Origin of the sequence: Butyrivibrio sp. INlla14 (genome assembly GCF_900102515.1) — a bacterium.
Lineage (GTDB): Bacteria > Bacillota > Clostridia > Lachnospirales > Lachnospiraceae > Butyrivibrio.
Genome location: NZ_FMVS01000005.1, coordinates 195350 through 221946, shown reverse-complemented (window position 1 = coordinate 221946; position 26597 = coordinate 195350). Strand labels below are relative to the sequence as shown.

Sequence of the window (26597 nt, the reverse complement as noted above, 5' to 3'; positions counted from 1 at the left end):
TTTTAGTGAACGAGTATAGATTTGAGGAAATAATATCCAAAGAAGAAGATAAAAAAGAATACACAAAGGCTGAGTTTAGCACTTCAGTCACAGCTGAGATGATGCAGAAATTCTATGAGATTTCAGGAGATGACAATCCTCTTCACATGGATGAGGCTTTTGCAAAAGAGCAGGGATTTTATTCAAGAGTTGTCTATGGAATGCTTACAGCATCATTCTACTCAAGGCTTGCAGGAGTATACCTGCCTGGAAAGTTCTGCCTTTTGCATTCAGTGGAATCGTCCTTTAAAAATCCTGTATTTATAGGAGATACTCTTACGGTGGCAGGATATGTCAAGGAAAAGCATGAGGCAACAAGAACTATCGACATTGTAGCAACAATTACAAATCAGGACGGCAAAAAGGTCAGCAAGGCTAAAATTCTAGCGGGGTTCCTTAAATGAAAAGTGGTAAGACTTTTTTGATATTAGGTGCTTCATCAGACTTGGGAGTAGCACTACTTAAGAGATTAAATGAAGAGTATACAGACAGCTCTTTTGTTCTGCATTACCATTCAAGTGATGAGGCTCTTAAGAAGATAGAATACAAAAATAATAATAAGGGCATTACACTGAAGGCTGATTTTTCTGATGAAAAAGAGGTTCAGGCTTTCATTTCTGCTATAGAGGAGAGGGAACTTATTCCAACTCATGTCGTGCATCTTCCTGCATCTAAGCTTGTATATACAAGGCTCAAAGATTTTGACAGAGATAGAATTGACAGAAATGTCAGGATTCAGGTGTATTCTTTTGTTGAAATCATGAAGGCCTTTCTTCCTACAATGGTAAAGAGGAAGGATCATAACAAAGTGGTTGTAGCCCTTTCAAGCGTTGTTACGGGGCAACCTCAGAAATCAATGCTGGAGTATACAGCGGTAAAATCAATGCTACTTGGAGTTGTAAGGCAGCTTGCAGCAGATAATGCTGGCAAGAAGATAAACATAAATGCCATTTCTCCATCCATGATAGAGACCAAGCTCCTTAGTGAGATAGATCCCAAGATTGTGGCTCTTGCAGCGGAGGGCAGCAATGAAAAGAGAAATGCTACAGTAGATGACATAGTACCTGGAATTTGCTTCCTGCTATCTGATGACAGTAATTATCTAAGCGGAGTAAATCTTAATCTGAGTAACGGAAATGTAATCATATAATACATAATATTTTTGAGGAAAAGAAAATGTCTGATAAGGAAAAGACATTAAAACCCCATATAGCAATGTATATAGGCTCTCTTAATAAAGGGGGGGCCGAGCGAGTCATGGCTAATCTTGCCGTGTATTTTTTTGAACAGGGATACAGGGTGACGCTTGTGACTACGTATCTTGCAAGGGATGAATATGAGGTCAAGCATGCTGCCTGGAAAGCGGTTCCTGCAGGTGCTGACGGAGCCGTACTTGTCTCTGATACGGAGGAAAAACCAGTATGGGTTGATCCAAGCGGTGGAGAGAAGGATGGAATCCAAAGAGTATTTTCTGCTCTTTTAAAGGATGAGCAGGAGGGACGAATCAAGAACTTCACAAAGAGAAAAGAAAAGCTAAGAAAAATCTGGAGGCAGTTAAAGCCAGATCTGGTTCTTAGCTTTCTTGGTAAAAACAACATCATGGCTCTTTCTACTGCCACAAGAGAGGGTATCAAGGTGGTGGTATCTGTAAGGGCAGATCCTGAAATGGAATATAATACCAAGGCTCTCAAGGCAGGAATGCTTGCTACCTTTGGCAAGGCAGCAGGAGTAGTTGTACAGTCAACTGGCGCAAGAAACTTTTTCCCAGGCTTTATCAGGAAGAAATGCACTATCTTACCCAATGCCTTAAATCCAGCATTTATCAGAAAAAGATATGTTGGAGACCGTGAGAAGTCAGTTGTTATGGTGGGACGCCTTGATGAAAACAAGGATCAGGCCCTTGTCATGAGGTGCTTTGCTGAAATAACCAAAGATAAATTCAAGGACTATAAGCTACTTCTATACGGGGATGGGCCAGACAGGCAGAAACTTCAGAGACTATCTATCAGTCTTGGACTTGAGGAAAAATGTGAGTTTGCAGGAAGTGTCAAGCACGTAGCTGAGCACATAGAAAAGGCAAGCCTGTTTATTCTGGCTTCAAGGCAGGAGGGAATGCCCAATGCCCTTATAGAAGCAATGTCACTGGGACTTCCATGCATTTCAACCGACTGTCCCTGCGGCGGACCAAGAGATTTGATTATTAATAATGAAAATGGTATCCTTGTGCCTGTTTCAGATGAAAAAAGCATGAGGGAAGCAATGATAAAGATTTTGTCTGACCATGAATTTGCTGAGAAAATTGGCACTTCTGCCACGAAGGTTCAGGATTTCTATAAACCAGAGATTACAAACCTTAAGTGGAAAAGATATCTCGACAAGATTATTTTTGAATAAATACTGATAAGGAATTGCAAAACATGAAGGAACTTGAATACCCTTTTGATGGCAATTACATAATGAAAAAAAAGAGGTCCATAAAGAAGGAACTTCTTGCGGATGGAAGTAGCCGTATTAAGAAGAAGATAGCCGTTCTTGGAGGCTCCACCACATCCGATATTGTGAAGGTCATGGAACTCTTTTTACTAAACTACGGAATAGAGCCGGCTTTCTATGAATCTGAGTATGGACAGTACTGGCAGGATGCAATGTTTCCCGGAGAGGAATTATCTTCCTTTAATCCTGATATTATCTACATTCATACCAGTAACCGCAATATAAAGGATTATCCAGGCATGGGAGATACAGCAGCTCAGGTAGATGAGCTTGTGGATAACACTTACAGACATTTTGAGGCCATGTGGAATAAGCTCCATGAGCTGTATCACTGTCCTATTATCCAGAATAATTTTGAGGCCCCTTTTTACAGGCTTCTTGGCAATAGAGATGTTTACGATATCCATGGAAGGCTGTCTTTTATAAACAGGCTTAATGACAGGTTTTATGAGTTTGCAAGAAATAATACCCTTGGAGAAGGCAGCTTTTTTATCAGCGATATAAACTATATCTCCAGCTGCTATGGCCTTGATAGCTGGTCAGATCCCCAGGCCTGGCATATGTACAAATATGCATGCTGTATTCCTGCCATTCCGACCTGGAGCTTTAACGTAGCTAATATCATAAAGTCGATTTATGGCAAGAATAAAAAGGGTCTTGTTCTTGATCTGGACAACACTCTTTGGGGCGGAATTGTCGGAGATGACGGAGTTGACGGCATTGAGATAGGCCAGGAGACAAATCTTGGCCAGGTTTATGCTGAATTTCAGGACTATATTAAGAGCCACAAGGATCTTGGAATAGTTCTGGCTGTAGATTCCAAGAATGAAGAAGAAAATGCCATAGCAGGCCTTGAGCATCCTGATGCGCCTTTAAAACCAGATGATTTTGTTGCAATAAAGGCTAACTGGGAACCTAAGAGCGAGAATATGAAGAAGATAGCTTCAGAGTTATCTCTTTTGCCTGAGTCTTTAGTATTTGTTGATGATAATCCTGCTGAGCGTGAGATTGTAAGAGGACAGATTCCTGGTGTTTGTGCTCCTGAGCTTGACGCGCCTGAACACTACATCAGACTCATAGATCACAGCGCCTTCTTTGAGGCCACATCTATTTCAGAAGATGATATGAAGAGAAATGAGATGTATATGGCCAACAAAAAGAGAGCTGCCCTGGAAGAGAGTTTTGCTGACTACAGCGATTACTTGAGGTCTCTTGAGATGGAGGCTGTCATAAAGCCCTTTGAAAAGATGTATATGCCTCGAATTGCTCAGCTTACCAATAAGAGCAATCAGTTCAACCTTACTACCAGGAGATATTCCCAGAGTGACATTGAAGAGGCAGCAGGTGATAAGCGCAATATCACTCTTTATGGAAGACTTAAAGATAAATTTGGTGACAATGGAATAGTAGCACTAACAGCGGGTCATGTGGATGGAGATGAGCTCCATATTGATCTGTGGCTCATGAGTTGTCGTGTGCTTAAACGTGACATGGAGTTTGCCATGATGGATAGTCTGGTAAAGGCAGCTCTTTTGCGAAAAGTTAAGACTATTTACGGATACTATTATCCAACTGCCAAGAACAAGATGGTCAGGGATTTTTATCTGCTTCAGGGATTTGAAAAGATATCTGAAGATGAAGAAGGAAATGCAACCTTCAGACTTGATATTTCTGGTGGCTATGAGAACCAGAACCATGTCATTACAGTTGTAGAGGAATAAAAAAGTATGTGCGGAATCGCAGGATTATTGCAGTTTAAAAAGGATGCCAGAAGTAATATCCAGAAGATGAATGAAAGAATGCTTCACAGGGGACCAGATGACGATGGCATCTATATAAGTGAAGACGGTAAAGTGGCGCTTGGACACAGGCGCCTTTCAATCGTAGACCTTTCTAAAAATGGTGCTCAGCCCTTTGTATCACATAGTGGAAAGAGCATAATGGTCTACAACGGAGAAATCTACAACCACAAGGAAATAAGGGATAAGCTCCTTGAAGATAAGGCAGTTACTGGGTTTAAGAGTACTTCTGATACGGAAACTCTGATTGAAGCCATTGAGTTTTATGGTATCAGTAAGGCTCTTACTATGTGCAAGGGAATGTTTGGTATTGCATTCTATGATACCCAGAATAATACTGTGACTTTGGCAAGGGACAGAGTTGGCGAAAAACCTTTGTACTATGGCACAGTAGGAGGCTCTTTTGCCTTTGCATCTGATCTGGGGTGCCTTAGGGTAATTGACGGATTTGATAACAAGATAAATACAAAGGTTTTAAACATATATTTTACAGAGGGGTATATTCCTGCTCCTTATTCAATCTATCAGGATATCTACAAGTTAGAGCCTGGAACCTTTATGACTGTCGACGTGGATACGCTTAAGACCGAAGTTCATACCTATTGGTCTATGAAGGAAGCTGCCAAAAAGGGACAGAGCAATCTCTTTACAGGAACAAGGCAGGAAGCTGCCCAGGAACTTGAGAGACTTTTAAAGAATTCAATAAAGGGCCAGATGGTGGCTGATGTTCCGGTTGGAGCATTCCTTTCTGCTGGAATAGATTCAAGTACTACGGTTGCTCTTATGCAGTCGTTGGAGCCAGGTAAGGTCAAGACCTTCACTATTGGTATGGAGGATCCTAAATATAACGAAGCTGTTTATGCCAAAGAAATTGCGCAGCACCTTGGAACTGAGCACACAGAACTCTATATCACAGAGGCTGATGCCAAGGCAGTGATCCCAAAGCTTTCGAGTATGTTTGCTGAGCCTTTTGCTGATTCCTCACAGATTCCTACATATCTTGTGAGTAAGATGACAAGGGAGCATGTGACAGTTTCTCTTTCTGGAGATGGCGGAGATGAGTTGTTCTGCGGCTATAATTCATATGCTTCCATAGACAGAATCTGGGGCAAGATGAAAAATGTGCCTTATTTTATCAGAAAACCTGCTAGCAGCCTGATCCTTAACAGCCCTCTTTCCAAAAAAGAAATTCTTAGAGTAAAGGGCACACTTTTAGGGGCTAAGGGGCCAGTGTCCCTTCACAGGACAGAACATGAGACTGACCCTATCATACGTAGGATTGCGCTGGAGGAGAGTACTCTGCCTTATAAGCTTACAGAGCTTCCTGAGCATTTCCTTGGAGAAACAAACCATGAGTGCATGCTTGCGGATATGGTTCTGTATCATCCTGATGACATTCTGGTAAAGGTTGACAGGACAGCGATGGCGGTTTCTCTTGAGACAAGAGTCCCTATGCTGGACAGAGATGTAGTGGAATTTGCATGGAGCCTTCCGATAGAGTATCTTAGAGAAGGCAAAATTGGTAAAATGGTCTTGAGGGATGTATTATACAAGTATATTCCAAGGGAGATGATGGAAAGACCCAAGAAGGGATTTTCTATTCCGATAGATAAATGGCTTCTTGAGCCTGAGCTTCGTTCCTGGGCAGAAGGCCTTATAGATAAAGATAAACTGCGCAGGCAGGGTATCCTTGACCCTGATGTTGTAGAGCGAATATGGAAGGATTACACAGATCGCGGTATCTACAGGATACAGATCTGGTATATTCTCATGTTCCAGCAGTGGTATGAGGAAGAATATAGATGGCAATAGCATCTTTTAAATTTTTGTGCTTTTATGCACTAATACTAATACTATATTATTTAGTACCTGTATTTACCAAGAAAAGAGGACAGTGGCTGGTTCTTTTACTGGCCAGTGTGCTCTTTTATGTAGTATCAGGAGAACCGGCTCTTATAGCATATCCCATTGGATCAGCCTTTGTTACATGGGCCCTTCTAAAAATCCTGGTTCGACTTGATAAAAAAGCTATAGTAAAAAGGCGACTTGTTCTTATAGCTGAACTTGTAGTACTTCTTGGAATTCTCATAGGTCTTAAATATGTAAAGTTCATTACAGGTGGAGGAGCACATGTTCCACTTGGTCTTTCTTTTTATACCTTTATCATTCTTGGATATTTTATTGAAGTGTACAATGGCATAGCTGTACCTGTTTCAGGGTTTTTAAAGACTGTTCTTATCGGAATGTATTTTCCAATCCTTATTTCAGGCCCGATTTACAAGGAAAGAGAGTCTGGCAATCAGTTTTTTGAGTATCATCCACTGGATTACAAGAATATTACTTATGGAATGATCCGCATGCTCTGGGGCTTTTTCAAGGAGCTTGTTATCTCTGAGAGACTGGCGGTTGTAGTTAATACTATTTTTGGAAATGATACTCAGTATCAGGGAGCATATATCTGGGTTGGAGCAGTGTGCTTTGCATTTCAGTTATACACAAACTTTTCAGGCTGCATGGACATAGTAATTGGCCTTTCTGAGACCTTTGGAATTGTACTTCCTGAGAACTTTAAGACTCCTTTTTTGGCAAAGAACATCAGCGAATACTGGAGAAGATGGCATATTACTCTGGGAAGCTGGATGAAGGATAATGTTTTTTTTCCACTTCTTAGAACAAAGCTTTTTACTAATATTGGCAAATTCCTAAAAAAGAAGATTGGGAAAAAGAAGGGAAAACAGCTCACTACCTATATTGCTATGTTTATTTTGTGGTTTTCTGTAGGTATGTGGCATGGCGGAGAAGTCAAGTACGTCATTGGATCAGGTCTTTTGCACTGGGCCTACATAGTTACTGGAGAAATAACACTTCCGTTTTTTACCTGGCTTTTTGCCACAAAGATGCACATAAACCTTGAGGGTAGATTTGCAAACGGCTTTAGAGTGGTCAGAACCTTTTTCCTGGTGTGCGTAAGCTTTGTGTTCTTTAGATCTGACAATGTGCCTCATGCTCTTAGGATGCTTGGGGAAGGAATCAGCGTATTTAACCCCTGGGTTCTTTTTGATGGAAGTATGTTAGAACTAGGTCTTGATATCTATGGATGGCTTATAGTATTTATTTCCCTTGCAATACTTATTACAGTCTCAATTCTTCAGTACAGAATTGAAGGGGCTTGCGCAGGAAGGATTGATGATTCAAGACTTACAGGTATTACCTGCGTCAGAGATATTATTGCAAAAAGAAATATCGTTATCAGATGGATTGTTATCCTGGGACTTTTGTTCTTTGTTATTTTAGTTGCGGAATATGGCCCTGGATATAGTGCAGCAGAGTTTATTTATAAGGATTTTTGATAATTATGACTAGGAAGCAAGTGTTAAAAGCGGTCATTTTCATATGCCTGGTATCATGGCTTTTGGTCCATGTAACCTATGTGATCAGAACAAATGGTCATGTTAAAGATAGGTTTGTGGGCTTTTATGCGGAAAAGAATAATTCGATAGATGCTGTTCTTATAGGCTCATCTCCAGTGTATCCGTGCTTTTCCACACCTATGATCTATGGGGATATGGGAATTACAATGTATCCCTTATCTTCCAACATGCAAAGACCGGTTGCAGCCAAGTATCTTGTTGAGGAAGCCTTAAAGACACAGAGCCCGGACCTTTTTATCTTTGAGATGAGAATGTGGACTGCAAGAGATGAGGACCTTCTTGGAAATATGGCTCATACGAGGGAAGTCACAGACAATCTCAAGTATTCATTAAACAGGATAAGGGCTATAAATGCCATGGTGTCAGAAGATGAAGACAGGCTGTCCTATTACTTTGATATTTTTAAATATCATTCAAACTGGAAGACATTAGTTATGTGGAGCCAGCTTAGAACCTGGTTTTACGAGTATCCGGAAGAGTATAAAGGCTTTGTCCCTGAAACTGAGGTAGGACCTGTTGAACTGACAGATGCCTACAAGGATACAGGGATCATGCCAATTCCAAGCGAGCAGGAGAACTATCTTTTAGATCTGTTATCCTATCTCAAGGACAAGGATATAAATGCTCTCTTTGTGATAACTCCATATGATGTTTCTGTAGAGGAACAGCAAAAGACAAACTATATGGCCAATATTATCAGAAATAGCGGATATGATTTTCTTGATATGAATCAGTATCGCGATGAGATGGGCTTTGATGGACAGACAGATTTTAATGACTATGGAACTCACACAAATGTGCTCGGAGCCAAAAAGGTAACAGAATTTTTTGAAAAATACCTTGAGGAAAACTATAGAAATATACTTACTAGCGACCACAGAGGTGACTCTTCTTACAAGTCATGGGATAAAGCCTATGACAAGTGGCTTAGTGCCTATGAAGAAGGCCAGGCAATCATTACCTATAACCTAGAAAATGGCATATTTTACCAGCTTGATGAAGATGACGGATGAGGTTCGCGTACTAGTGTACGCAGTTACAATGAATATGCTATAATGCTGATAGGACTGCCAGCGTATTGCACGCAGTACAGTTTCTATGGAGGGGACATGATAATAATTCAATTAAAGGGCGGAATGGGCAATCAAATGTTCCAGTACGCTTTATACAGGCAGCTCAAAAAGCTTGGTAGAGACGTCAAGATCGATGATGAATCAGGCTTTGTGGGTGATGCTCTTAGAATCCCTGTCTTGCAGAGATTCGGAATAGAATATGATAAGGCTACCAAGGATGAAGTAATTAAACTCACTGACTCCAAGATGGACATCTTTAGCAGGATCAGGAGAAAGCTAACAGGCAGGAAGTCTTTCAGGATAGATGAGGAATCTGGCATTTTTGATCCAAGGATTCTGGAGGTTGAGAACGCCTACCTTGTTGGATACTGGCAGAGTGACAAATACTTCAGTGATGAAGAGGTAGAAAGAGAACTCAAGGATGCATTTGAAAAGCGCCCTCAGGATATAATGCAGGATAGCGTCAGCTGGACCATTCTGCAGCAGATAGAGTGCTGTGAATCTGTAAGTCTCCATATCAGGAGAACAGATTATATAGATGCCGAGCATAATCATATTCACAATATCTGCACTGAGAAATATTATAAATCAGCCATAGATAAGGTCAGAAAGCTGCACCCTAGCGCAGTATTCTTTATCTTTACTGATGACAAGGAATGGTGCAGACAGCATTTTAGAGGCCCTAATTTTATAGTCGTTGATCTTAATGAAGAAGGAAATACAGATGTTGCAGAGATGACTCTTATGAGCAAATGCAAGCATCATATCATGGCAAACAGTTCATTTAGCTGGTGGGCAGCATGGCTCAATGATAATCCAGCCAAGATGGTCATTGCTCCTTCCAAGTGGATCAATAACAGGGATATGGATGATATCTACACATCCAGGATGACCAAGATCGCGACATAAATTATATGAATGATATAGAAATAAGAAAGCACAAGATAGGAAACAGGAAATGAGCAACAACACTGATACTAAGAAGGTATCTCTTCTTGGTAAGATAGGCTATATTTTTGACAAAAAGCAAAAGGGACAGCTGGTAATACTGGCTGTCCTTATACTGATTGGTGGTTTATTTGAGACATTGGGTGTATCTATGATGCTGGCAGTTGTTTCAGTTATTATTAACCCAAAGGCTCTTGATGAGGCTATAGCCAAGCATGACTGGTTATACCGGATAATAGATTTTCTGGGGCTTCACGAATATGAGAAGATGGCCATTACACTTTTAGTCAGTCTGATTCTTATTTTCGTGGTCAAAAATATCTACCTGCTGTTTCTTGTTTATAGGCAGAACACATTTATCAGTAAGGCACGTAATAACATGATCAGTCGTGTTATGAGAGAATTCCTAAATAGGCCTTACGAGGACTATTTAGGAGCTGATATTCCAACAGTTTTTAGAATTACAGACAGCGATATCCCAAGAGTATTTACTCTTATGCTGGCACTGCTTCAGCTGTGTACAGAGCTTGTGGTTTCAGTTTGCCTTGGTGCACTTCTTTTGGCCGTAAACTGGCAGATGACTCTTTTAATGCTGGTTGTTCTGATATGTCTTACTATTTTTAATACAAAGCTCCTTAAGCCCAAGCTTAATTCAATTGGCCAGAGGAATCAGGAGATACAGTCCAGAATTGCAAAGTGGAGAATTGAGGCTATCTATGGACTCAAGGATGTTAAGGTTCTTAACAGGCAGGACTTCTTTATCAGAAATTACTATGAGAGTGGAAGTATTGGTGCTGATATAGCAAGAAACTATGCAGTACTTAATTCTACACCAAGATCTCTTATAGAAACTGTTTTTATAGCAGTAGTTCTTTTGTTCATTCTGGTTTATATCGTCAATGGAGGGGATCCAACACTGCTTGTTCCACAGCTTACAGCCTTTGGTGTGGCAGCTATGAGGATCATGCCTTCAGCAAACAGAATAAATACCTATATTGCTGAAATAGCTTATAACCAGTACAGCCTTGATTACGTTTACGATAACCTTACCGAGTCTATGAAGACGGATAAGGCAATGAGAGCAGAGAGAGCAGCTATAGCAGGCCCTGAGCTCAAACTTCAAAAAGAGATAGAGCTTAGGAACATCACCTTTGCTTATCCGGATGGAGACACAAACATTTTTACCGGAGCCAACATGGTAGTACCTAAGGGTAAATCTGTTGGTATCATGGGACCTTCTGGAGCAGGTAAATCAACTATAGTGGATATTCTCCTGGGACTTCTTCATGTTAAGTCAGGAGAGATTTTGTGCGATGGAGCCAATATCTTTAGTAATTATGATTCCTGGCTTGCGCAGATTGGATATATTCCACAGTCAATCTATCTTGTGGATGAGTCCATAAGAGATAACATTGCTTTTGGTATCGATGCTGACAAGATAGATGATGACAGAATCTGGGAAGTAATGAAGGAAGCGCAGCTTGCAGACTTTGTAAAGAGCCTTCCTGAGGGACTTGACACAAAGATTGGCGACAGAGGTGTGAGACTTTCCGGAGGTCAGAGACAGCGTATAGGAATAGCGAGAGCTCTTTATCACAACCCTGAGATATTGGTATTTGATGAGGCTACAAGTGCTCTTGACAACGAGACAGAGGCTGCAGTAATGGAAGCTATCAATAGTTTCCATGGCAAGAAGACAATGGTCATCATAGCCCATAGACTGAATACTATCGCAAACTGCGACATTATCTATGAGGTTAATAACGAGACAATTACCAGAACAACTCTTGAGGGCAAAACGGTTTATACAGCAAATTGATAGGACTTGACTATGAAAAAGACAGACACTTTTTTCCTTATTCACAACTATAATACGGTTCCGGAGAAGCTTCTTGAGTATTGTCAGGACTATCTGATAATAGATGCGTCTGATGATGAGAAGGTCATCAAGGAACTCGAAGACAAAAACTATAAGCATATTCATGTGGAAAATACTGGTCACAACCTGACCAGCTATTTTCATTTTTTCATAGATAATTATGACAATCTTCCTGAGTGGATAGCTCTTTTAAAGGGTAATATCATTGGAAGGCATGTTACTGAGGACTTCTTCAACAGAACTTATGACAATAAGTGGTTTACCTATTTGTATCAGGATCCAACAACCTGGGAGAGATATAAAAAGGGAGGAGACCCTGATTCTATAGCTTCTCTTGTATCAGAAGAAGGCTTTATAGAGCTCAATTCCTCATGGTATATGAAGCAGAGCCATTCCTACAGATATTTCTATGACATGGATGACTTTATGAAGTTTGTCTACAAGAATCCTGTGATCCCCAGGTATTGCACATTTGCTCCTGGCGGTTGCTACATTATCCACAAGTCACAGATTCTCAAGAATTCCAAGACATTTTACAAGAATCTGAATACTCTTATGGAATATAGAAAGGAATATGATTTCCCAGCGGAGGCTTTTCTTGTAGAGAGAGTATTGCCTTGGATTTTTACTTCCAGGTATGAGGTAAATCCCTGGATGGAAGATGAGGGAGAATTTGCCAGAATGCTTTCAAAGTGTGAAGAGAAGGTAAATGCCTACAGACAGTGGAATAGCCTCTCACACAAGAGAATCAGAATGATGTTTGGAGCCAAGGCTCCGGATTTTTGGGAAGGCCTGGTTTAAAAAATATGATAGGAACTGAACTTATAAAGGGATATGGCCTTGGCAATCAGTTGTTTTTTTATATAACTGTAAGGTGCCTTGCCAGAGAGAAAAATACGGATTTTGGCTTCGTGAATCCTGAGCAGATAGGAAATGTTTTTCATTCCAATAAGGGAATGTACTTTATGGATATAGACATGGGCAAAGAAATATCCAGACAGGACATGGAAAACTATAACATCTATCATGAGCAGGATGACAGACTGTACATGGGCAATTCTGTACATGATATGACTCATGGCTGCTATATAAGCGGCCCTGATCAGGGACTTATGGATGTGCCTGATAATACGATTGTCTATGGAAATATGCAGTCTGAGCGGTACTTTGAGAAATATAGAGATGAGATCAGACAGTGGCTTCATGTAAAAGAGGAAGCTGAAAGCTATGAGTATACAGCAGATGATCTTTGTATCATAAATCTAAGAGGTGGTGAATACACAAGCTGCCCTGAGCTATACCTTGACAGAAGATATTACTTAAATGCAATAAGGAATATGAAAAAGATAAATCCTGCCATGCGATTTATGGTGGTGACAGAAGATGAAGTTGCGGCAAGAAAGGTCCTTCCTGAATTTGAGATCCACCACTTTGACATGGGTAAGGACTATGTGACCATTAAAAATGCCAGATACCTTATTCTGTCTAATTCTTCATTTGCAATGGTACCCGTGATGTGCAGCACAGAGCTCAAGTATGCTATTGCGCCAAAGTACTGGGCAAGGCATAATATCTCAGATGGTTTCTGGTCTTCTGAGCAGAATATTTATAGCTTTTTGACTTATCAGGATAAAAAAGGAAGACTCTTTTCTGCAGACGAGTGCCAAAGAGAACTTGATGAGTACAAAAAAACTTCAAGGCTCTATGCAAGGAGAAACATAAGACCTGGCAAGGTAGTAGCTTTTTTCCAAAATATCAAAAGAAGGCTTATCTACGGATGGTTTTTCTCAAAGAAAATCTTAAGAAGCTTCGAGCGCAGGACTGGTATTATCAAAACATATCAGGGATAAAGGTTTTAAATTTGATTACAGGCAGAGTTATCTGCCTATGGTAGAGACATGAGCGACAAAATAAAACTTCCAAACGTGACACTAGTGGCGATGACCAGTGTTGATATATATGAGACTGTTCAGGCTATGAAGTACAGTATGAGAGGCATCGAATTTGGAGATGCAGTACTTATTACTGACCACAAGCCTTTTTATCTGCCAAAGAGTATCAGATACAGTCACACAGATAAACTTGATAATATAGATAAGTTCAACTACAAGATGACCTATGAACTTTATGAGCACATAAAGACAGACTTTGCGCTTATAGTTCATGCAGATGGATTCGTTATACATCCGGAGAAGTGGGATGATGAGTTTTTAAAATATGACTATATCGGCTCGCCCTGGCCACTTCCCAAAAATGACTATGCCTACAGAGATTCAAAAGGCAATATCTGTAGAGTTGGAAATTCAGTATCCATCAGATCCAAGAGACTTATGGAATTTCCCCAAAAGAATAATGTGAAGTGGGAAAAAGTATACGACGGTTTTTACAATGAGGACATTTTTATTTGCTGTTATCTCAAGAACATGATGGAAGAAGCTGGGATTAAATGGGCTCCTTTTGAACTTGCCTGTAGATTCGGAAGAGAACATCCACTTCCTGAGAACAAAGGCATAGAGCCTTTCGTATTTCATAAGTGGTGGGGCGAGAACGAGAACTATCCAAGATTTTACAGCCCATACAAGAGGTTTAAAATGGCGGTAAGACCGCTTCTTTTCTGGCGAAGAAGCAAGAAGTGGAAAGAGGAGCATAAGGTGCAATGAAGTTTTCTGTAGTTATTCCGGTTCATAATGCAGAAAAATATATAGAAGAGTGTCTGAAATCAATCACTTCGCAAGACCTCGATAGCTGCGGCTCTCAGGTGGAAATCCTTTTGATTGAAAATGGTTCTACAGACAACAGCTTGATGTTATGCGATAAACTGGCTGAGGGTAATACAAATGTTAAAACCTTTCACTTTGGGAAAATAGGCGCCTACAATGCAAGGCAGCAAGGTATCAGAAAGTCTACTGGTGACTATATTATCTTTGTGGATGCAGATGACCAAATGGCAGGGGGCAGTATCGGCAAGCTTGCCGATTATCTTTTAAGCCTTCAGGAAATTGGTGAATTGCCAGATATAGTCATATATAATGCAGCAGATCTTTCAAAAAGAGACAGCAAAATGTTTACCTTCACCTTTGAAGAAAACAAGATCTATAAAGGCGAAGAACTGAATCAGTTTTATGAGATCATGTGTAAGGGTGATTCGCTAAATGCACTGTGGAATAAATGTATAAAGACAGAGACTGCTCTTTTATGTATCTCAAGTGAAGAAGATAACAATGAGGTCTTTAATCACGGTGAAGACCTTTTGCAGACAGCGGCTTTTTTAGACAAAGCTAAGTCTATAGCATATCTGAATGATATTATATATTATTACAGAGACAACAGGCAGGGACTTACCGGAACCTATCACGGAGAATTTCTTGATAATCAGGTAAAGGCCTGGGAAGCTTTTGACGATTATGCAGCTAAGTGGACTGGAGATAAATTTAAAGCCATAATTGACGAAAGAAAGACGCTTACATGCATGATCTGTGCAGATAAACTGGTAAAATCAGAGGTGAGCGGCAAGGTTTTAAAGAAAGAAATGAGGGCGCTTCTTGATAGTGACTTCTTTAAAAGATATGGCTATGAAAAACTGCCTGAATGGGCGCCGGAAAGCTCAGTATATATGCAGAAGCTAGTTTTATCAGCTGATCCATATAAGAAGCTTGTATTTGAGGGATATGTCCGTTCCTTCAAAGCAAAAATAAAAAGATTTTTAAAGAGGTAATGATGGTTTACGATCTTTTTCCTTTTTTTAACGAAATAGATATATGCTTAATGCGTCTCAATGTTCTTGATAAGTATGTGGATAAGTTCATTATTGAAGAGTCCACAATGACTTTTTCCGGTGAGGAGAAAGAGTTGTGCTTTGAAAAGAATAAAGAGCTGTTTAAACAGTTTCTGCCTAAGATAGAATATGTTGTTGTAGACGATACTCCCAAAGTGGCAAAAACTCACGAGAGGGATTATTTTCAGAAAAACCATCTGGTGGAGGGACTTAAAAAAGTAGGAGCTACAGAGGACGATGTAATAATCTTTGGAGATTTGGACGAAATCCCTAACCCGGTAGTTTTAGAAAAAATAATAAAAGAGTTTGATAAGACTAAGGTTTATCACCTGGCTCAGCGTAATTTCTATGCATTCCTCAATATGGAGGAAAAGTCAGGAAAGCTCCTGTCAATAACTGGAGAATTTCCTGAAATAGCCCAGGAAGATAGAAAGTGGCTCGGAACCAAGATTACTTCTATGATAAATATTCCAGAGGAAGGAATTGTCAGGTTAAGAGACCTTGTGAAACCAGAAGACAAAAGGTCTGTCAGGGTTTCTGACGGAGGATGGCATTTTGGATACATGGGCGGACATAACGCCAAGAATCCTGTGGACAGGATTGGAACTAAGGTAAAGGCTGCGGCCCATCAGGAATACAATGATAGAGAAATCCTTGCTGAGACCATGGACAGACTAGTTCTTGGGCAGGATATTTTTGGAAGAGATGCCAGATTTGAAAGAGTTGAGGTAGATGATAGTTTCCCTGCCTATTTAAGGGAACATATATCAGACTATGACTTTTTGGTGATGCCCAGAATAACTCTTCTTTCAAAGGCGTATCACAAGTTTGACATCACGGTAGGGCGTTTTTGCAGGAAAGCCTATCACAAAATACTTAGAATGATCAGGAATAAATAAGAGATTACTTATGAATCTGCTAACTGAAGAAAATAGAAAAAGAATAGGAAACAGGCTCTTTTATGTAGCTCTTTTGATAGAGCTGATCCTTATGATAGCTGAAAAAAGTGAATATTATTTTGACTTTGAAAGTTATGTGTTCAGAGTTACTTTTGCTCTGACAGTACTGGCTGTTGTGATCAAAAGACATGATAAGAAGCAGTGGCTTTTGATTGTAGCAGTGTGGGTATTTACCTTTATCTGCTATAGAATAACCGGACGGAATGAGCTTTTGAGATTTTCAACTTTTGTAATGGCAGCTCAGAATATAAATCTTGGTAAGACCATGAAAGCTACCTTCTGGATCAATCTTACAGGCTTTGTAGCTATAGCTCTTTTGGCAGTGACAGGAATAATGGGCGATGTCTACAAGGTAATGGACTATGGTCGTGGCAATGAAAATGAGCTTAGGTATGTATTTGGTTTTGGACATCCCAATACCCTTTGGGGATGTGTTTATGCACTAATGCTGCTGTGGCTGTGGGTATATGGCAGCAAGGCAAGGCTCTGGATGTGGGGAGTGCTGCTAGGACTGTTACTTTTGGTTGGCAAGCTTACTGCATCAAGGACAGCATTGGCGATAGGCCTTTTTACATTTGTGCTGGGATTGATTGTAAGATATGCAACAGGTATTGGCAGGAAAAAGATAATCTATGTCCTGACAAGTCTGGTTACTCCTGTTTTTTGTGTGGCCTTTTCAACCTGGGCTTCCAGTGTGGGCTATATTCCACGATATGAATTTGGACATCCCTGGTACACTGTTGTAACCTGGATTGATGAGAATTTGAATAACAGACTTCAGAATATATACAGAGATACAGCCAAGCACGCAGGCTCTCTGCAGACCTGGAAGTTGTTTTCAGATAAGGAGAGCTTTGAATATTTTGATATGGGCTGGGTAAGGCTCTTTTACTGGTATGGAATTATTCCAGCTGCTTTAATAGCACTTCTTGTTATAGCCTTTATCTATCTGTGCTACAGGCAGAGGGATGCCTGGACACTTATATTGATACTGTCCTTATCAATCTACACAGTTATTGAAGCAACCTTTGTTTCAGTATATATTGGAAGAAATATGCTATTGCCTGTTTTAGGTGTTTATATAGGATATTATTTAGAGAGGATGAGGAATGACTCAAAAAGCTAGAAAAAAGACCTTTTTTGCGCTAGTATGTGTCGCCTTTTTGGCAGTACTGGTGTATGAATACCTGACACCATATCTGTCAGATGATGTTATATATTATGATGATGTTAAAACGGCAAGTAACTTTTTTGGTATCTTTGCCCAGGAATATGCGCAGTACTTCTCGCATACAGGGAGAAGTGTGGCCCACATTATACTCAGGATTTTCTTATATATAGGTTCAAAGCTACTGTTTGATTTCGTTGCAGCAGCTGTATTTGTTACAGTTTCACTACTAATTTACCTGAATGTTTATAACAGAAATGAGTATGATGTAAGACTTTATGGATTTATCCTGGCTCTTTTGTGGTTTTTTGATACAGCAATAAGCCACACTGTTTTCTGGATGGACGGCGCCTGCAATTACATGTTTACAGGAGCTATCATGCTAGGCTTTATGACACTATTCAGGCTTGGAATCACTGGGAAAAGAAAGTTCGGCTCTTTGGCAGCTGTTCTGATGCTCTTTTATGGTGTTCTGGCTGGATGGTGCAATGAGAATACTTCAGGAGGAGTGCTTTTATTTCTCCTTATCGAAATGGGATACCATTTTATTAAGAACGGCAGAAAGTGGACCTTTGTAAGACCTTGGATGATTACAAGTCTTATTGGAAATATAATAGGTCTTGCGTTTCTTGTTATGGCTCCTGGTAACTACGGCAGACTGGCAGCGGCAGGAGAGGAACATACAGGACTTCTTGCACTTGCTGCAAGATTTTTAAGGATCACCAATACAATCAGGGAAAACTATCTTGTGCTACTGTGTGGTGGCATAGTTTCTATAATTATTATTTTTTATGCTGTAGGAAAGGGCGCTAAACTCTGGGAAAAGGTAAGATTTGTCATATTGTTTATCTTTTTGTTTTTTGCTACAGCCTATGCTCTCATTATGGTTCCTTTTTCAGAACCAAGATCCTATTATGGAGCATTTCTCTTTCTGGTAATAGCTGTTTCCAATGGATTTGAGGAGATAGTTCTTTTAAAAGAGAAGCTTGTTGAAATCGTTGCAACTGCAATTGTTGTAGTTGCTGGTATTCTATTTGTGTTTAACTATTTTGAGGATGGAGCGAATCTTGCCCGTATCAGAAGAGAGTTTCGTGAAAGAGATGAATACTGCCTTGCAGTTGAAGATAAAGAGAGCGCAGTGACAGTGCCTATGTTAAGACCTGACTGGGAGACCAGGTTCTCTGCAGCTTATGAAATGGATATACAGGAAGAGCCTACATATTGGATCAATTATTTTTATTCCATTCACTACGGTATTGGTCCTATGTACGGAGTTTCCAGAGAAGAATGGACAGAGTATTAAGATGTCAGATAGTTTGGAAAAAGTGATCAGCATAATCATTCCTGTTTATCAGGCAAGGGACACACTAAAAAAGTGTGTCTTGTCATGCTTATCTCAGGAAAATATAGATCTGGATGAAATAGAGGTTATTCTGGTGGATGATGGCTCTACAGATGGGAGCGAAGCGCTTTGCGATGAGCTTGCAGATTCAGATGAGAGGGGCAGGATCAAGGTGATACATACGCCAAATGGTGGAGTGTCCAGAGCCAGAAATACCGGAATCATGCAAGCTACAGGTAGATTTATTGCTTTTGTGGATTCTGATGACTATGTTCAAAGTAGCATGCTTGGGAACATGATCAAATATGCAGATGAGAATACACTTTTAGTTGATGAAACTGATAGCTATCTTGGAACTCAGAAAATATCGGGCTTTTCCTATATAGAGAACAGTGTGCTCAATTCAAATACCCACGTGTGGGGCAAGATTTATGACAGGAAGGCTATTCTGGAGGGGAATGTCTTATTTCAGGAGGGGTTATCTATTGGCGAGGACCTGTTATTCCTTATGGATTACGCTTCTTTTATCGGTAAAAAGCGCAGCATACGATGTGTAGCTTTAGAGGATTATGTCTATACTGAGAATGAGAACAGCGCCATGAACAGCTCTTTTAAAAAGAGCTACCTTGATCAGATAAGCTGCTGGAGACAGGCAGAGGATAAACTCTTGGAAATAAGGGAGTATGTATCTGCCTACGCCTTTGTCAGTGTGGCAGTTTCACAGATAATGACAGCTCTTTTGGTAGCAGGCAAGGTTGCAACTCAGACAGGAGAAAAAGATAGTGACCTTGATAAAAAGGCAGTTTCCATGGTAAAGGACCAGATAAAACATGCACTTAAGGTACGAGGCGCATTTGCAGGACTGTCCCTGGGATATAAGATAAAGGTTTTGATCTTTAGGATAAATCCTGACTTGTATCTAAGGCTCTATGCAAGGCACAAGGGAGTGTAATTGATGCATTGATGCACTGGTGCGCATCAGAAATATGAGGTTTTTTTATGGATTTAAACAGACCAATAATTTTATATATGCATGCAGGCAGTAAGAACCACGGCTGTGAGGCGATTGTAAATAGTACAGTCAAGTTGATTGCTGCAAAGCGCAGTGAACAGGGGATTGATACTAAGCTTCCTGTTCTTGTGGTTTCAAACAGCGTTCAGGAGGATCAGCAGTATTCCCTTGGAAGACTGGAAAAAGACGGACTTTGCAAGCTTGTGGAGGACAGGCATATAGATAGGGATTTTCTGGCCCATGTTTTCTACTATGGCTATCGAAAGATAAGTGGAGACAGAGAGTCTTTTCAGAGATACAAATATAAGGATGCATTCAGAGAATACAAAATACTGGTGGAAAACTACAAAAAGGCTAATCCAGGTGTAGCCTTTGAGGGAGAGCCTTTGGCAGTATCCATTGGAGGAGATAACTATTGTTATCCTGAAATGGTGGAAGACCTTATCCTGGCTCACAATGTCTTTAGGAAGAAAGGCTTTGAGACAGTTCTCTGGGGCTGCTCAATTGAGCCTGATTCTCTCAAGGATAAAAAGCTTGTGGAAGACCTTTTTGCCTATTCCAAAATCTATGCAAGAGAGTCTATTACTTATAATGCGCTTGTAGATGCGGGAATACCTAAGTGTCAGCTTGAGCTTAGAAAAGATCCTGCCTTTGAGCTTGAGACTACTAAGGTCTCTATTCCAAAACATTTTCATCCGGGCAAGACAGTAGGAATAAACTTAAGCCCAATGGTTCAGGAAAAAGAGACAGTTCCAGGAATTACCATAGAAAACTATAGGAACTTTATCAAATATCTTTTGGATGAAACAGACCAGAATATTGCTCTGATCCCCCATGTTGTCTGGGAGAGAAATGACGACAGAAGGCCGCTTGAAGAGCTTTATCTGGAATTTAAGGACACTAAGAGAGTAGTTCTGATTGGCGATGCACCAGCTTCAGAGCTCAAGGGCTATATTTCCCAGTGCAGCTTTTTTGTAGGAGCAAGGACACATTCCACTATAGCGGCATATAGTAGTGGTGTTCCCACTCTTGTTATAGGCTATTCAGTAAAGAGCAGGGGAATTGCCACAGATCTTTTTGGAAGCTATGATAACTATGTGCTTCCAGTGCAGGATCTAAAAGAGCCTGATGAAATGATAAAGGCTTATAAATGGGTTTTAGAGCATTGAGTTTGTGTGTAAGAGTGTGGGGAGAAAATAAAAAAATCGATATCCTTCGGGATATCAGGTCGGGGGTTATATGATAATTATTAAGATTGCTGGTGGGCTGGGGAACCAAATGCAGCAATATTCCTTGTACAGGAAGCTTCTTAGCCTTGGCAAGGAAGTTAAACTTGATCTTTCCTGGTTTGATCCTAAGATACAGGAGAAGATGCTTGCAAAAAGAGATTTTGAGTTACCTCTTTTTGTGGATATTCCTTATGAAGTTGCGGATAAAGCTGAGGTTGATGCTTTTCTTAAGCAGAGCCTTGTTTCAAAGCTTATAGGAAAAGTAATGAGAAAGCTTGGCAGACAGGCTTCTGATAACAAGAACGTTTTTTTGGAAACACAGATGTATCATCCTGAGATATTTGACCTTGATAACAAGTACATCGAGGGCTATTTTGCATGCCAGAAATACTATGGAGATATTATGGATAAGCTTCAGGAAGCATTTGTTTTTCCTGAGCACTCGATTGCTGATCTTCATCAGAGAAATATGATAATGGCAGCAAGGATGGACAAAGAGAATTCAGTTAGTGTCCACATCAGGAGAGGGGATTACCTTGACCCTGAGAACTTTAAGGTGCTAGGCAACATTGCCACAGAGAAGTACTATGACAGCGCCATGAAGTATTTTAAGGACAAATATGAGAATGTCCACTTCTATATTTTTACTAGTGACCACGAATACGCAAGAGAGCACTATAGTGACGAATCTCTGTATACTATCATTGACTGGAATACAGGTAAGGACAGCGTGCAGGATCTTATGCTGATGAGTCACTGCAAGGGCAATATATGTGCCAATTCAACCTTTAGTTTCTGGGGGGCAAGGCTCAATAAGCGCCCGGATAAAGAGGTGATAAGAACCTTCACTATGCGTAATAACCAGCAATGTGATCCTGACAAAATGCATGATTACTGGAAAGGCTGGATACTTATGGACAAGGACGGACAAATCGTTTAAATGGGTAGAGTTCAGTCGGCAAAAAAGAATATTTTCTTTGGCGTTGTAGGGCAGATGTCTACAGTGCTGCTTACATTCATACTAAGAACCCTCTTTACCAGATATCTGAGTAAGGAACTTTTGGGCGTAAACAGTATCTATAGTGATGTTCTGTCTTTCCTCAACATGGCCGAACTTGGAATAGGAACTGCTCTTAATTTCAGCCTCTATGAGCCTGTGGTTAAGGGTGACAGGGAAAAGATAAAGTCCTATATGCAGATGTACAGAAAGGCTTACCATGTGATTGCTGCAGTTGTGGCTGCCATGGGAATATGCCTTGCGCCATTCCTTAAGTACATCTTAAAGAACCCTGGCTACACCATCAGGGAACTTACTATTTACTACTTTATTTTCCTCTTCAACACAGTTACCAGTTACTTTGTAACCTACAAGTACAGCCTTGCCAACGCTGAGCAAAAGAACTATATACAGACCAATATCTTTACCATAACCAAGATAATTGTTACATTTCTGCAGATCATAGTTGTTGCTGTCTTTAAGAACTTCCTTCTGTTCCTTTTGACAGATACTGTGGTTCAGCTCATTCAGAAGATCTTTGCAGCCAGATATCTTGATAAGATGTACCCCTATCTTAGGGAAAAGAATGTTCAAAAACTATCTAAAGAAGAGCATGATACTGTCTGGACCAAGACAAAGGCCCTTATATTTCTTAAGGTTGGCGATGTGGCCAGACTCCAGACTGACTCAATAATCATTTCTTCTTTTATAGAAGTAGGTTATGCGGGTATTGTTAATAACTACAACCTGGTCATAAATTCTGTGGCCAGCTTTGCCAATATCCTTTTTAACTCAGTCATATCAAGCTTTGGAAATCTCATAGCAACTGAGTCCAAGGATAAACAGTATGGCATGTTTAAGGTTTATAAATTTGTAGAAGCCTGGGTTTATGGCTTTACCTCCGTAGGTTTCATGGTTTTATTATCTCCTCTTATCAGAATATGGTTTGGAGATGACTGGGTAATGCCTGCAGCAGCTGTATATCTGATCCTCTTTGATTATTATTTTAAGGGAGAGAGAATTATACTCAGTAACTTCAAGACCGCAGCCGGCGTCTTTGAACAGGATAAGTACATTCCTTTTATTCAAGGAATAGTAAACCTAATTCTGTCAATTGCTCTTGTGCAGACACCACTTGGAATTACAGGTATTTACATTGGAACGATAATTTCAGGCCTTATAGCAAACCTTGTTAAGCCAGTAATTATTTACAGGGTGTGCTTTGACAGAAATGCTGTTGAGTTCTTCCTTGATTCCGCCAAGTATCTGGTGAGCCTTGTTGCTGTATTGGCACTGTGTAACTACATTGGAAGCATAGTCATGGCAGATCTTAATATCTTTACCTTTGCCCTGATGATCATCATAGTTTCAGTGATCTTCAATGCGGCTTATCTGCTATTGTATTGCAGAACCGAAGAGTTTAAGTATTTATTTGAAAAAGTTAAGACTGCGGTCAGAAGATAATTGATTATCATGCAGAAGGTGCCTGTTTGGAAATGCTTGTTTTCGTCTGCGGTGTGATTTTCTAAAACTTATAAAGCAGCAAATGCCTCATTTCGACCTTGCTCAGAGAAATCGTCATTTGCTGCTTTCTTTGTTTATAAACATAAAATATGATCTCCGAACATTAACTAGCTGGAGAATTAAAGATTAGTGTTGAAAAAGGACGCCTACCTTGCGGTAGACGCCCTTTTCGCTTAATAGTGAAGAGATATATGTTGAAAATATTTTGGTTATCTTGCGGGAACCCAAGTGATTCCGTAGAGCTGTTCCATGAGCTTTCTAAGCTCATTCTTCATGAAGTTGCAGGCAGAAGCTTCATCTACGAAGCTTGTAACGCCAATGCGATCCTTCTTGTCCTGGAAGAATACAGACCAGCCGTTCTCAGTTTTATCTAAACAAATTCTATTCTTGTGATGTCCGCCAATCTTGTAAAGCTTGGCTGGAACAAGGTGTTCTTTGAAATATTTCTGAAGTTCTTTTGATGTCATACCCAAATACCTCCTGGTGGTTATGATATTCGCCACACGTAGTTTTGATTACTACATATAATATACCATAGAACTATTTGAGTGACAAGAACGACATTTAAAGTTTTTTAGTTATTCTTAGTTAGAGTAGGAGATTATTGGTATTATTGGATGTGATTTTATTTCAAGAATGAAAAATAAATCTTAAATCTATATGAAAAAACGGTAAAAGCTCAACTTTTTAATCTGTATGCCGATATAATATATGCACCAGTAGTAGGTTTTTTTATATTAGGAGGAAACAAGGATGTTTATCCGAAAAGGCCAATGGATGGGTATTTGCGCGGCAGCAGTTGTCATGAGCCTGGTTTTTGATCCAGTGTTGACGAGTGCTACAGGAGCTGAAGAAATAACAATTTTCGGCTCTGGTTATAGTGTGCCTGATGATGCTGATGAAAATTTGATCGGCGATGCGCTTGAAGGAAATACCGGAATTGGCGAGATTATAAGCGAAATACAGATTGATGAAGATGAGATCTGGGCTCAGATTGATAGAGATGAGCTGAGGTCTTTCGTGGATGCAGAAGAACTAGGAAAGCTCATAGATAAAGAGGCAATCCTTGATAGCATCGATATAAATGCCATTAGAAGCCAGGTTGATGAAGAAAGAATAGCCATTGAGGTTGATAATGACGTGCATCCTGCTGATGTTATCAATGTTCAGCTTCCTATAATAGGAAATGAAAGTCCCTTTGATTTTTTGATCGATCCTCAGAATCTGATATATCTGACTGATGCTGCAAGATATGGCGGCGGGAAAGTTGAAGAGGGCGCGAATATTCTTTTTAAGAATACGCAGGGCGATTATGCTTTTTCTAGTAAGAGTGATGAACTAGTTATTACTAACCGCAGTAATATACCTGTAAGGCTCTCTATCAGGGCGAAAGTTTCAAACCTGGGAGGCACAGAGTTTGTTGGCAGCAGGTCTGAGCTTACAGGACAGACACCATCTTTGTTCATGGCGCTTGCAGATAAGGATGGAATAAGATCTGTTATTACCGAGTATGGTGAAGCCACTATAGATGTTGTTTTAGAGGCAGCACCTGATGGAACCTATGATTTTAAGTGGAACGAGGACCTTGAAAAGTACGAATATAAAGTAGCTAATGAAGAAGCAGATTTTGATTCTTTCTCTTTTTATATAATTGCTGATTGTAATAAGGATGGAGACTGGGGAAGTGTATATGGCAATCCCGTTATCTCTGTATCCTGGATGACTGAGCCAGTAATTCCAGAGCCAGAAGAGATATCTGATGAAGAACAGGAGATTTTAAGTGAAATAGAAGAACTTGTTAGTAAGTATCTTGGAAAGAGAGATGTGGTTTCTTCTGATACTAACTCCTATGAGCAGGACAAGGATGATGAGGCAGAAGATGAGACATCAGAAGAAAATGCAGAAGGTGCTACTATCACTGAGGATACAAATAAGTCATCCGTTGAAGCTGTTGATAATTTAGATAATATCTACAGGGAAACAATCCAGGTAGACATTGATCAGGAAGAAATCAGAAATGCTAAGATCAATAACTTGATCAACAAGGAGCTTATTAAGCTTGTAACAGCAGAATATGAGCGCATCTACCAGGAAGAGCTGGATAAACTTATAGAAACTGAAGTTGATAAGATGGCTCAAGATCTCTTTGAAGAACTTAAGGAAAAAGAGATTGCTCGTATCATTGAAGAGAAGAAGACTAACGAGAATGAAGATGAGTCTGCTGCTGAGCTTATAAGTGTAGAAGACCAGATAGAAACAGAAACAAAAGAAGAAATTGATGAAACGGCAGTAGATGATAAGGCTTTAGACGCTGAAGAAAATTCAAATGCAGAAGGCGAAGATAATAAAGATGTGATCATCAATGAGAATATTGAGGATTCAGAGAATAAAGATTCCAGTGATGAAGCTGACGAAACCACTGGAGGAACTTCTGATGCATCAGATGAAAGTGGTACAGCATCAGATGATAGTTCAGCTAATCAGAGCCAGCCTCAGGAACAAGAGCAGGATAGGGACGAAATCATAATATTCTAAATAAATGAGAGGAAATTCTTTTATCTAACACGTAGATTTAATACAAAAAAATCTGCGTGTATTTTTTGTAGCACAAGACCGGCAAGCGAATGGATGCTTGCATACAAATTCATTTGCCGGTCGTAAGAACATGGAGCACTAAGTGCGGAATGTTCGTGTGCGAAATCGAGCCTGCCTACTCGATCGCCATTACTACAAGGCTATACATGCATAACTAAATCTCAGTAGAATGATGAAAAAATAGCAAAATAAGAAAGCTTGCATGACAGTGAATCAAGAAAGTCATGCAAGAAAAGGAAAAGTGCCAGATATGCATCACTGAACCTCGGGAGAATGATGCAAAAATAGCAAAGTAAGAAAGCTTGCATGACAGTGGATTAAGAAAGTCATGCAA

General features: G+C 40.0%; 22 protein-coding genes. 21 read left to right on the top strand and 1 reads right to left on the bottom strand.

The window, feature by feature from the left end; genetic code table 11:
- Positions 1-5 precede the first annotated feature (5 nt).
- The 20 genes from BLO53_RS04565 (at position 6) to BLO53_RS04470 (ending at position 23608) form a co-directional block, all read left to right on the top strand.
- Positions 6-443, top strand: coding sequence for a MaoC family dehydratase (locus BLO53_RS04565; protein WP_242875299.1), 438 nt, complete (start codon positions 6-8; stop codon positions 441-443).
- Entirely contained in the window at positions 440-1189 is a 750-nt protein-coding gene (locus tag BLO53_RS04560; RefSeq protein WP_092059314.1) for an SDR family NAD(P)-dependent oxidoreductase, read from the top strand. The genes BLO53_RS04565 and BLO53_RS04560 overlap by 4 nt, the downstream gene beginning before the upstream one ends.
- 26 nt (positions 1190-1215) lie before the next feature.
- Positions 1216-2433 (top strand): glycosyltransferase, encoded by a 1218-nt coding sequence (locus tag BLO53_RS04555; RefSeq protein ID WP_092059313.1) that lies wholly within the window; start codon positions 1216-1218, stop codon positions 2431-2433.
- Between the two features lie 23 nt (positions 2434-2456).
- A complete protein-coding gene (locus BLO53_RS04550) occupies positions 2457-4253 on the top strand; it encodes an HAD-IIIC family phosphatase (protein ID WP_092059312.1) in 1797 nt (598 codons plus the stop codon).
- Positions 4254-4259: 6 nt separating this feature from the next.
- Positions 4260-6143 carry an asparagine synthase (glutamine-hydrolyzing) gene (gene asnB, locus BLO53_RS04545; RefSeq protein WP_092059311.1) on the top strand — a complete coding sequence of 628 codons (1884 nt, stop codon included), beginning with the start codon at positions 4260-4262 and terminating at the stop codon, positions 6141-6143.
- A complete protein-coding gene (locus BLO53_RS04540) occupies positions 6134-7681 on the top strand; it encodes an MBOAT family O-acyltransferase (RefSeq protein WP_092059310.1) in 1548 nt (515 codons plus the stop codon). Before asnB ends, BLO53_RS04540 begins: the two co-directional genes overlap by 10 nt.
- A gap of 5 nt (positions 7682-7686) precedes the next feature.
- Positions 7687-8775, top strand: coding sequence for an SGNH/GDSL hydrolase family protein (locus BLO53_RS04535; RefSeq protein WP_143003207.1), 1089 nt, complete (start codon positions 7687-7689; stop codon positions 8773-8775).
- Positions 8776-8871: 96 nt separating this feature from the next.
- Positions 8872-9744, top strand: a complete 873-nt coding sequence (locus tag BLO53_RS04530) for an alpha-1,2-fucosyltransferase (RefSeq protein ID WP_176757163.1) — start codon at positions 8872-8874, stop codon at positions 9742-9744.
- A 49-nt stretch (positions 9745-9793) separates the two neighbouring features.
- On the top strand, positions 9794-11602 hold the full coding sequence (locus BLO53_RS04525; RefSeq protein ID WP_092059307.1) for an ABC transporter ATP-binding protein: 1809 nt from the start codon (positions 9794-9796) through the stop codon (positions 11600-11602).
- Between the two features lie 12 nt (positions 11603-11614).
- Positions 11615-12463, top strand: a complete 849-nt coding sequence (locus BLO53_RS04520) for a DUF3431 domain-containing protein (protein ID WP_092059306.1) — start codon at positions 11615-11617, stop codon at positions 12461-12463.
- 5 nt (positions 12464-12468) lie between these two features.
- Positions 12469-13512, top strand: a complete 1044-nt coding sequence (locus BLO53_RS04515; protein ID WP_092059305.1) for a glycosyl transferase — start codon at positions 12469-12471, stop codon at positions 13510-13512.
- Positions 13513-13560: 48 nt separating this feature from the next.
- Entirely contained in the window at positions 13561-14322 is a 762-nt protein-coding gene (locus BLO53_RS04510) for a DUF5672 family protein (protein ID WP_242875298.1), read from the top strand.
- Positions 14319-15377, top strand: coding sequence for a glycosyltransferase family 2 protein (locus tag BLO53_RS04505; RefSeq protein ID WP_092059304.1), 1059 nt, complete (start codon positions 14319-14321; stop codon positions 15375-15377). The genes BLO53_RS04510 and BLO53_RS04505 overlap by 4 nt, the downstream gene beginning before the upstream one ends.
- 2 nt (positions 15378-15379) lie before the next feature.
- Positions 15380-16336: a glycosyl transferase GT17 family protein gene (locus tag BLO53_RS04500; RefSeq protein ID WP_092059303.1), complete on the top strand. Its 957-nt coding sequence runs from the start codon at positions 15380-15382 to the stop codon at positions 16334-16336.
- A gap of 10 nt (positions 16337-16346) precedes the next feature.
- Entirely contained in the window at positions 16347-17522 is a 1176-nt protein-coding gene (locus BLO53_RS04495) for a hypothetical protein (protein WP_092059302.1), read from the top strand.
- Positions 17506-18867, top strand: coding sequence for a DUF3329 domain-containing protein (locus BLO53_RS04490; protein WP_092059301.1), 1362 nt, complete (start codon positions 17506-17508; stop codon positions 18865-18867). The genes BLO53_RS04495 and BLO53_RS04490 overlap by 17 nt, the downstream gene beginning before the upstream one ends.
- Position 18868: 1 nt before the next feature.
- Entirely contained in the window at positions 18869-19858 is a 990-nt protein-coding gene (locus BLO53_RS04485; protein ID WP_176757162.1) for a glycosyltransferase family 2 protein, read from the top strand.
- Positions 19859-19905: 47 nt separating this feature from the next.
- A complete protein-coding gene (locus tag BLO53_RS04480; protein ID WP_092059299.1) occupies positions 19906-21087 on the top strand; it encodes a polysaccharide pyruvyl transferase family protein in 1182 nt (393 codons plus the stop codon).
- A 70-nt stretch (positions 21088-21157) separates the two neighbouring features.
- Positions 21158-22087 (top strand): alpha-1,2-fucosyltransferase, encoded by a 930-nt coding sequence (locus BLO53_RS04475; RefSeq protein WP_092059298.1) that lies wholly within the window; start codon positions 21158-21160, stop codon positions 22085-22087.
- On the top strand, positions 22088-23608 hold the full coding sequence (locus tag BLO53_RS04470; RefSeq protein WP_092059297.1) for a lipopolysaccharide biosynthesis protein: 1521 nt from the start codon (positions 22088-22090) through the stop codon (positions 23606-23608). It begins immediately after the preceding gene.
- Between the two features lie 269 nt (positions 23609-23877).
- On the opposite strand, the gene BLO53_RS04465 is transcribed toward BLO53_RS04470, so the two are convergent.
- On the bottom strand, positions 23878-24135 hold the full coding sequence (locus BLO53_RS04465) for a hypothetical protein (protein WP_092059296.1): 258 nt from the start codon (positions 24133-24135) through the stop codon (positions 23878-23880).
- Between the two features lie 286 nt (positions 24136-24421).
- Between BLO53_RS04465 and BLO53_RS04460 the strand changes: the two genes are divergently transcribed.
- Positions 24422-26203 (top strand): hypothetical protein, encoded by a 1782-nt coding sequence (locus BLO53_RS04460; protein ID WP_092059295.1) that lies wholly within the window; start codon positions 24422-24424, stop codon positions 26201-26203.
- Positions 26204-26597: the final 394 nt, after the last annotated feature.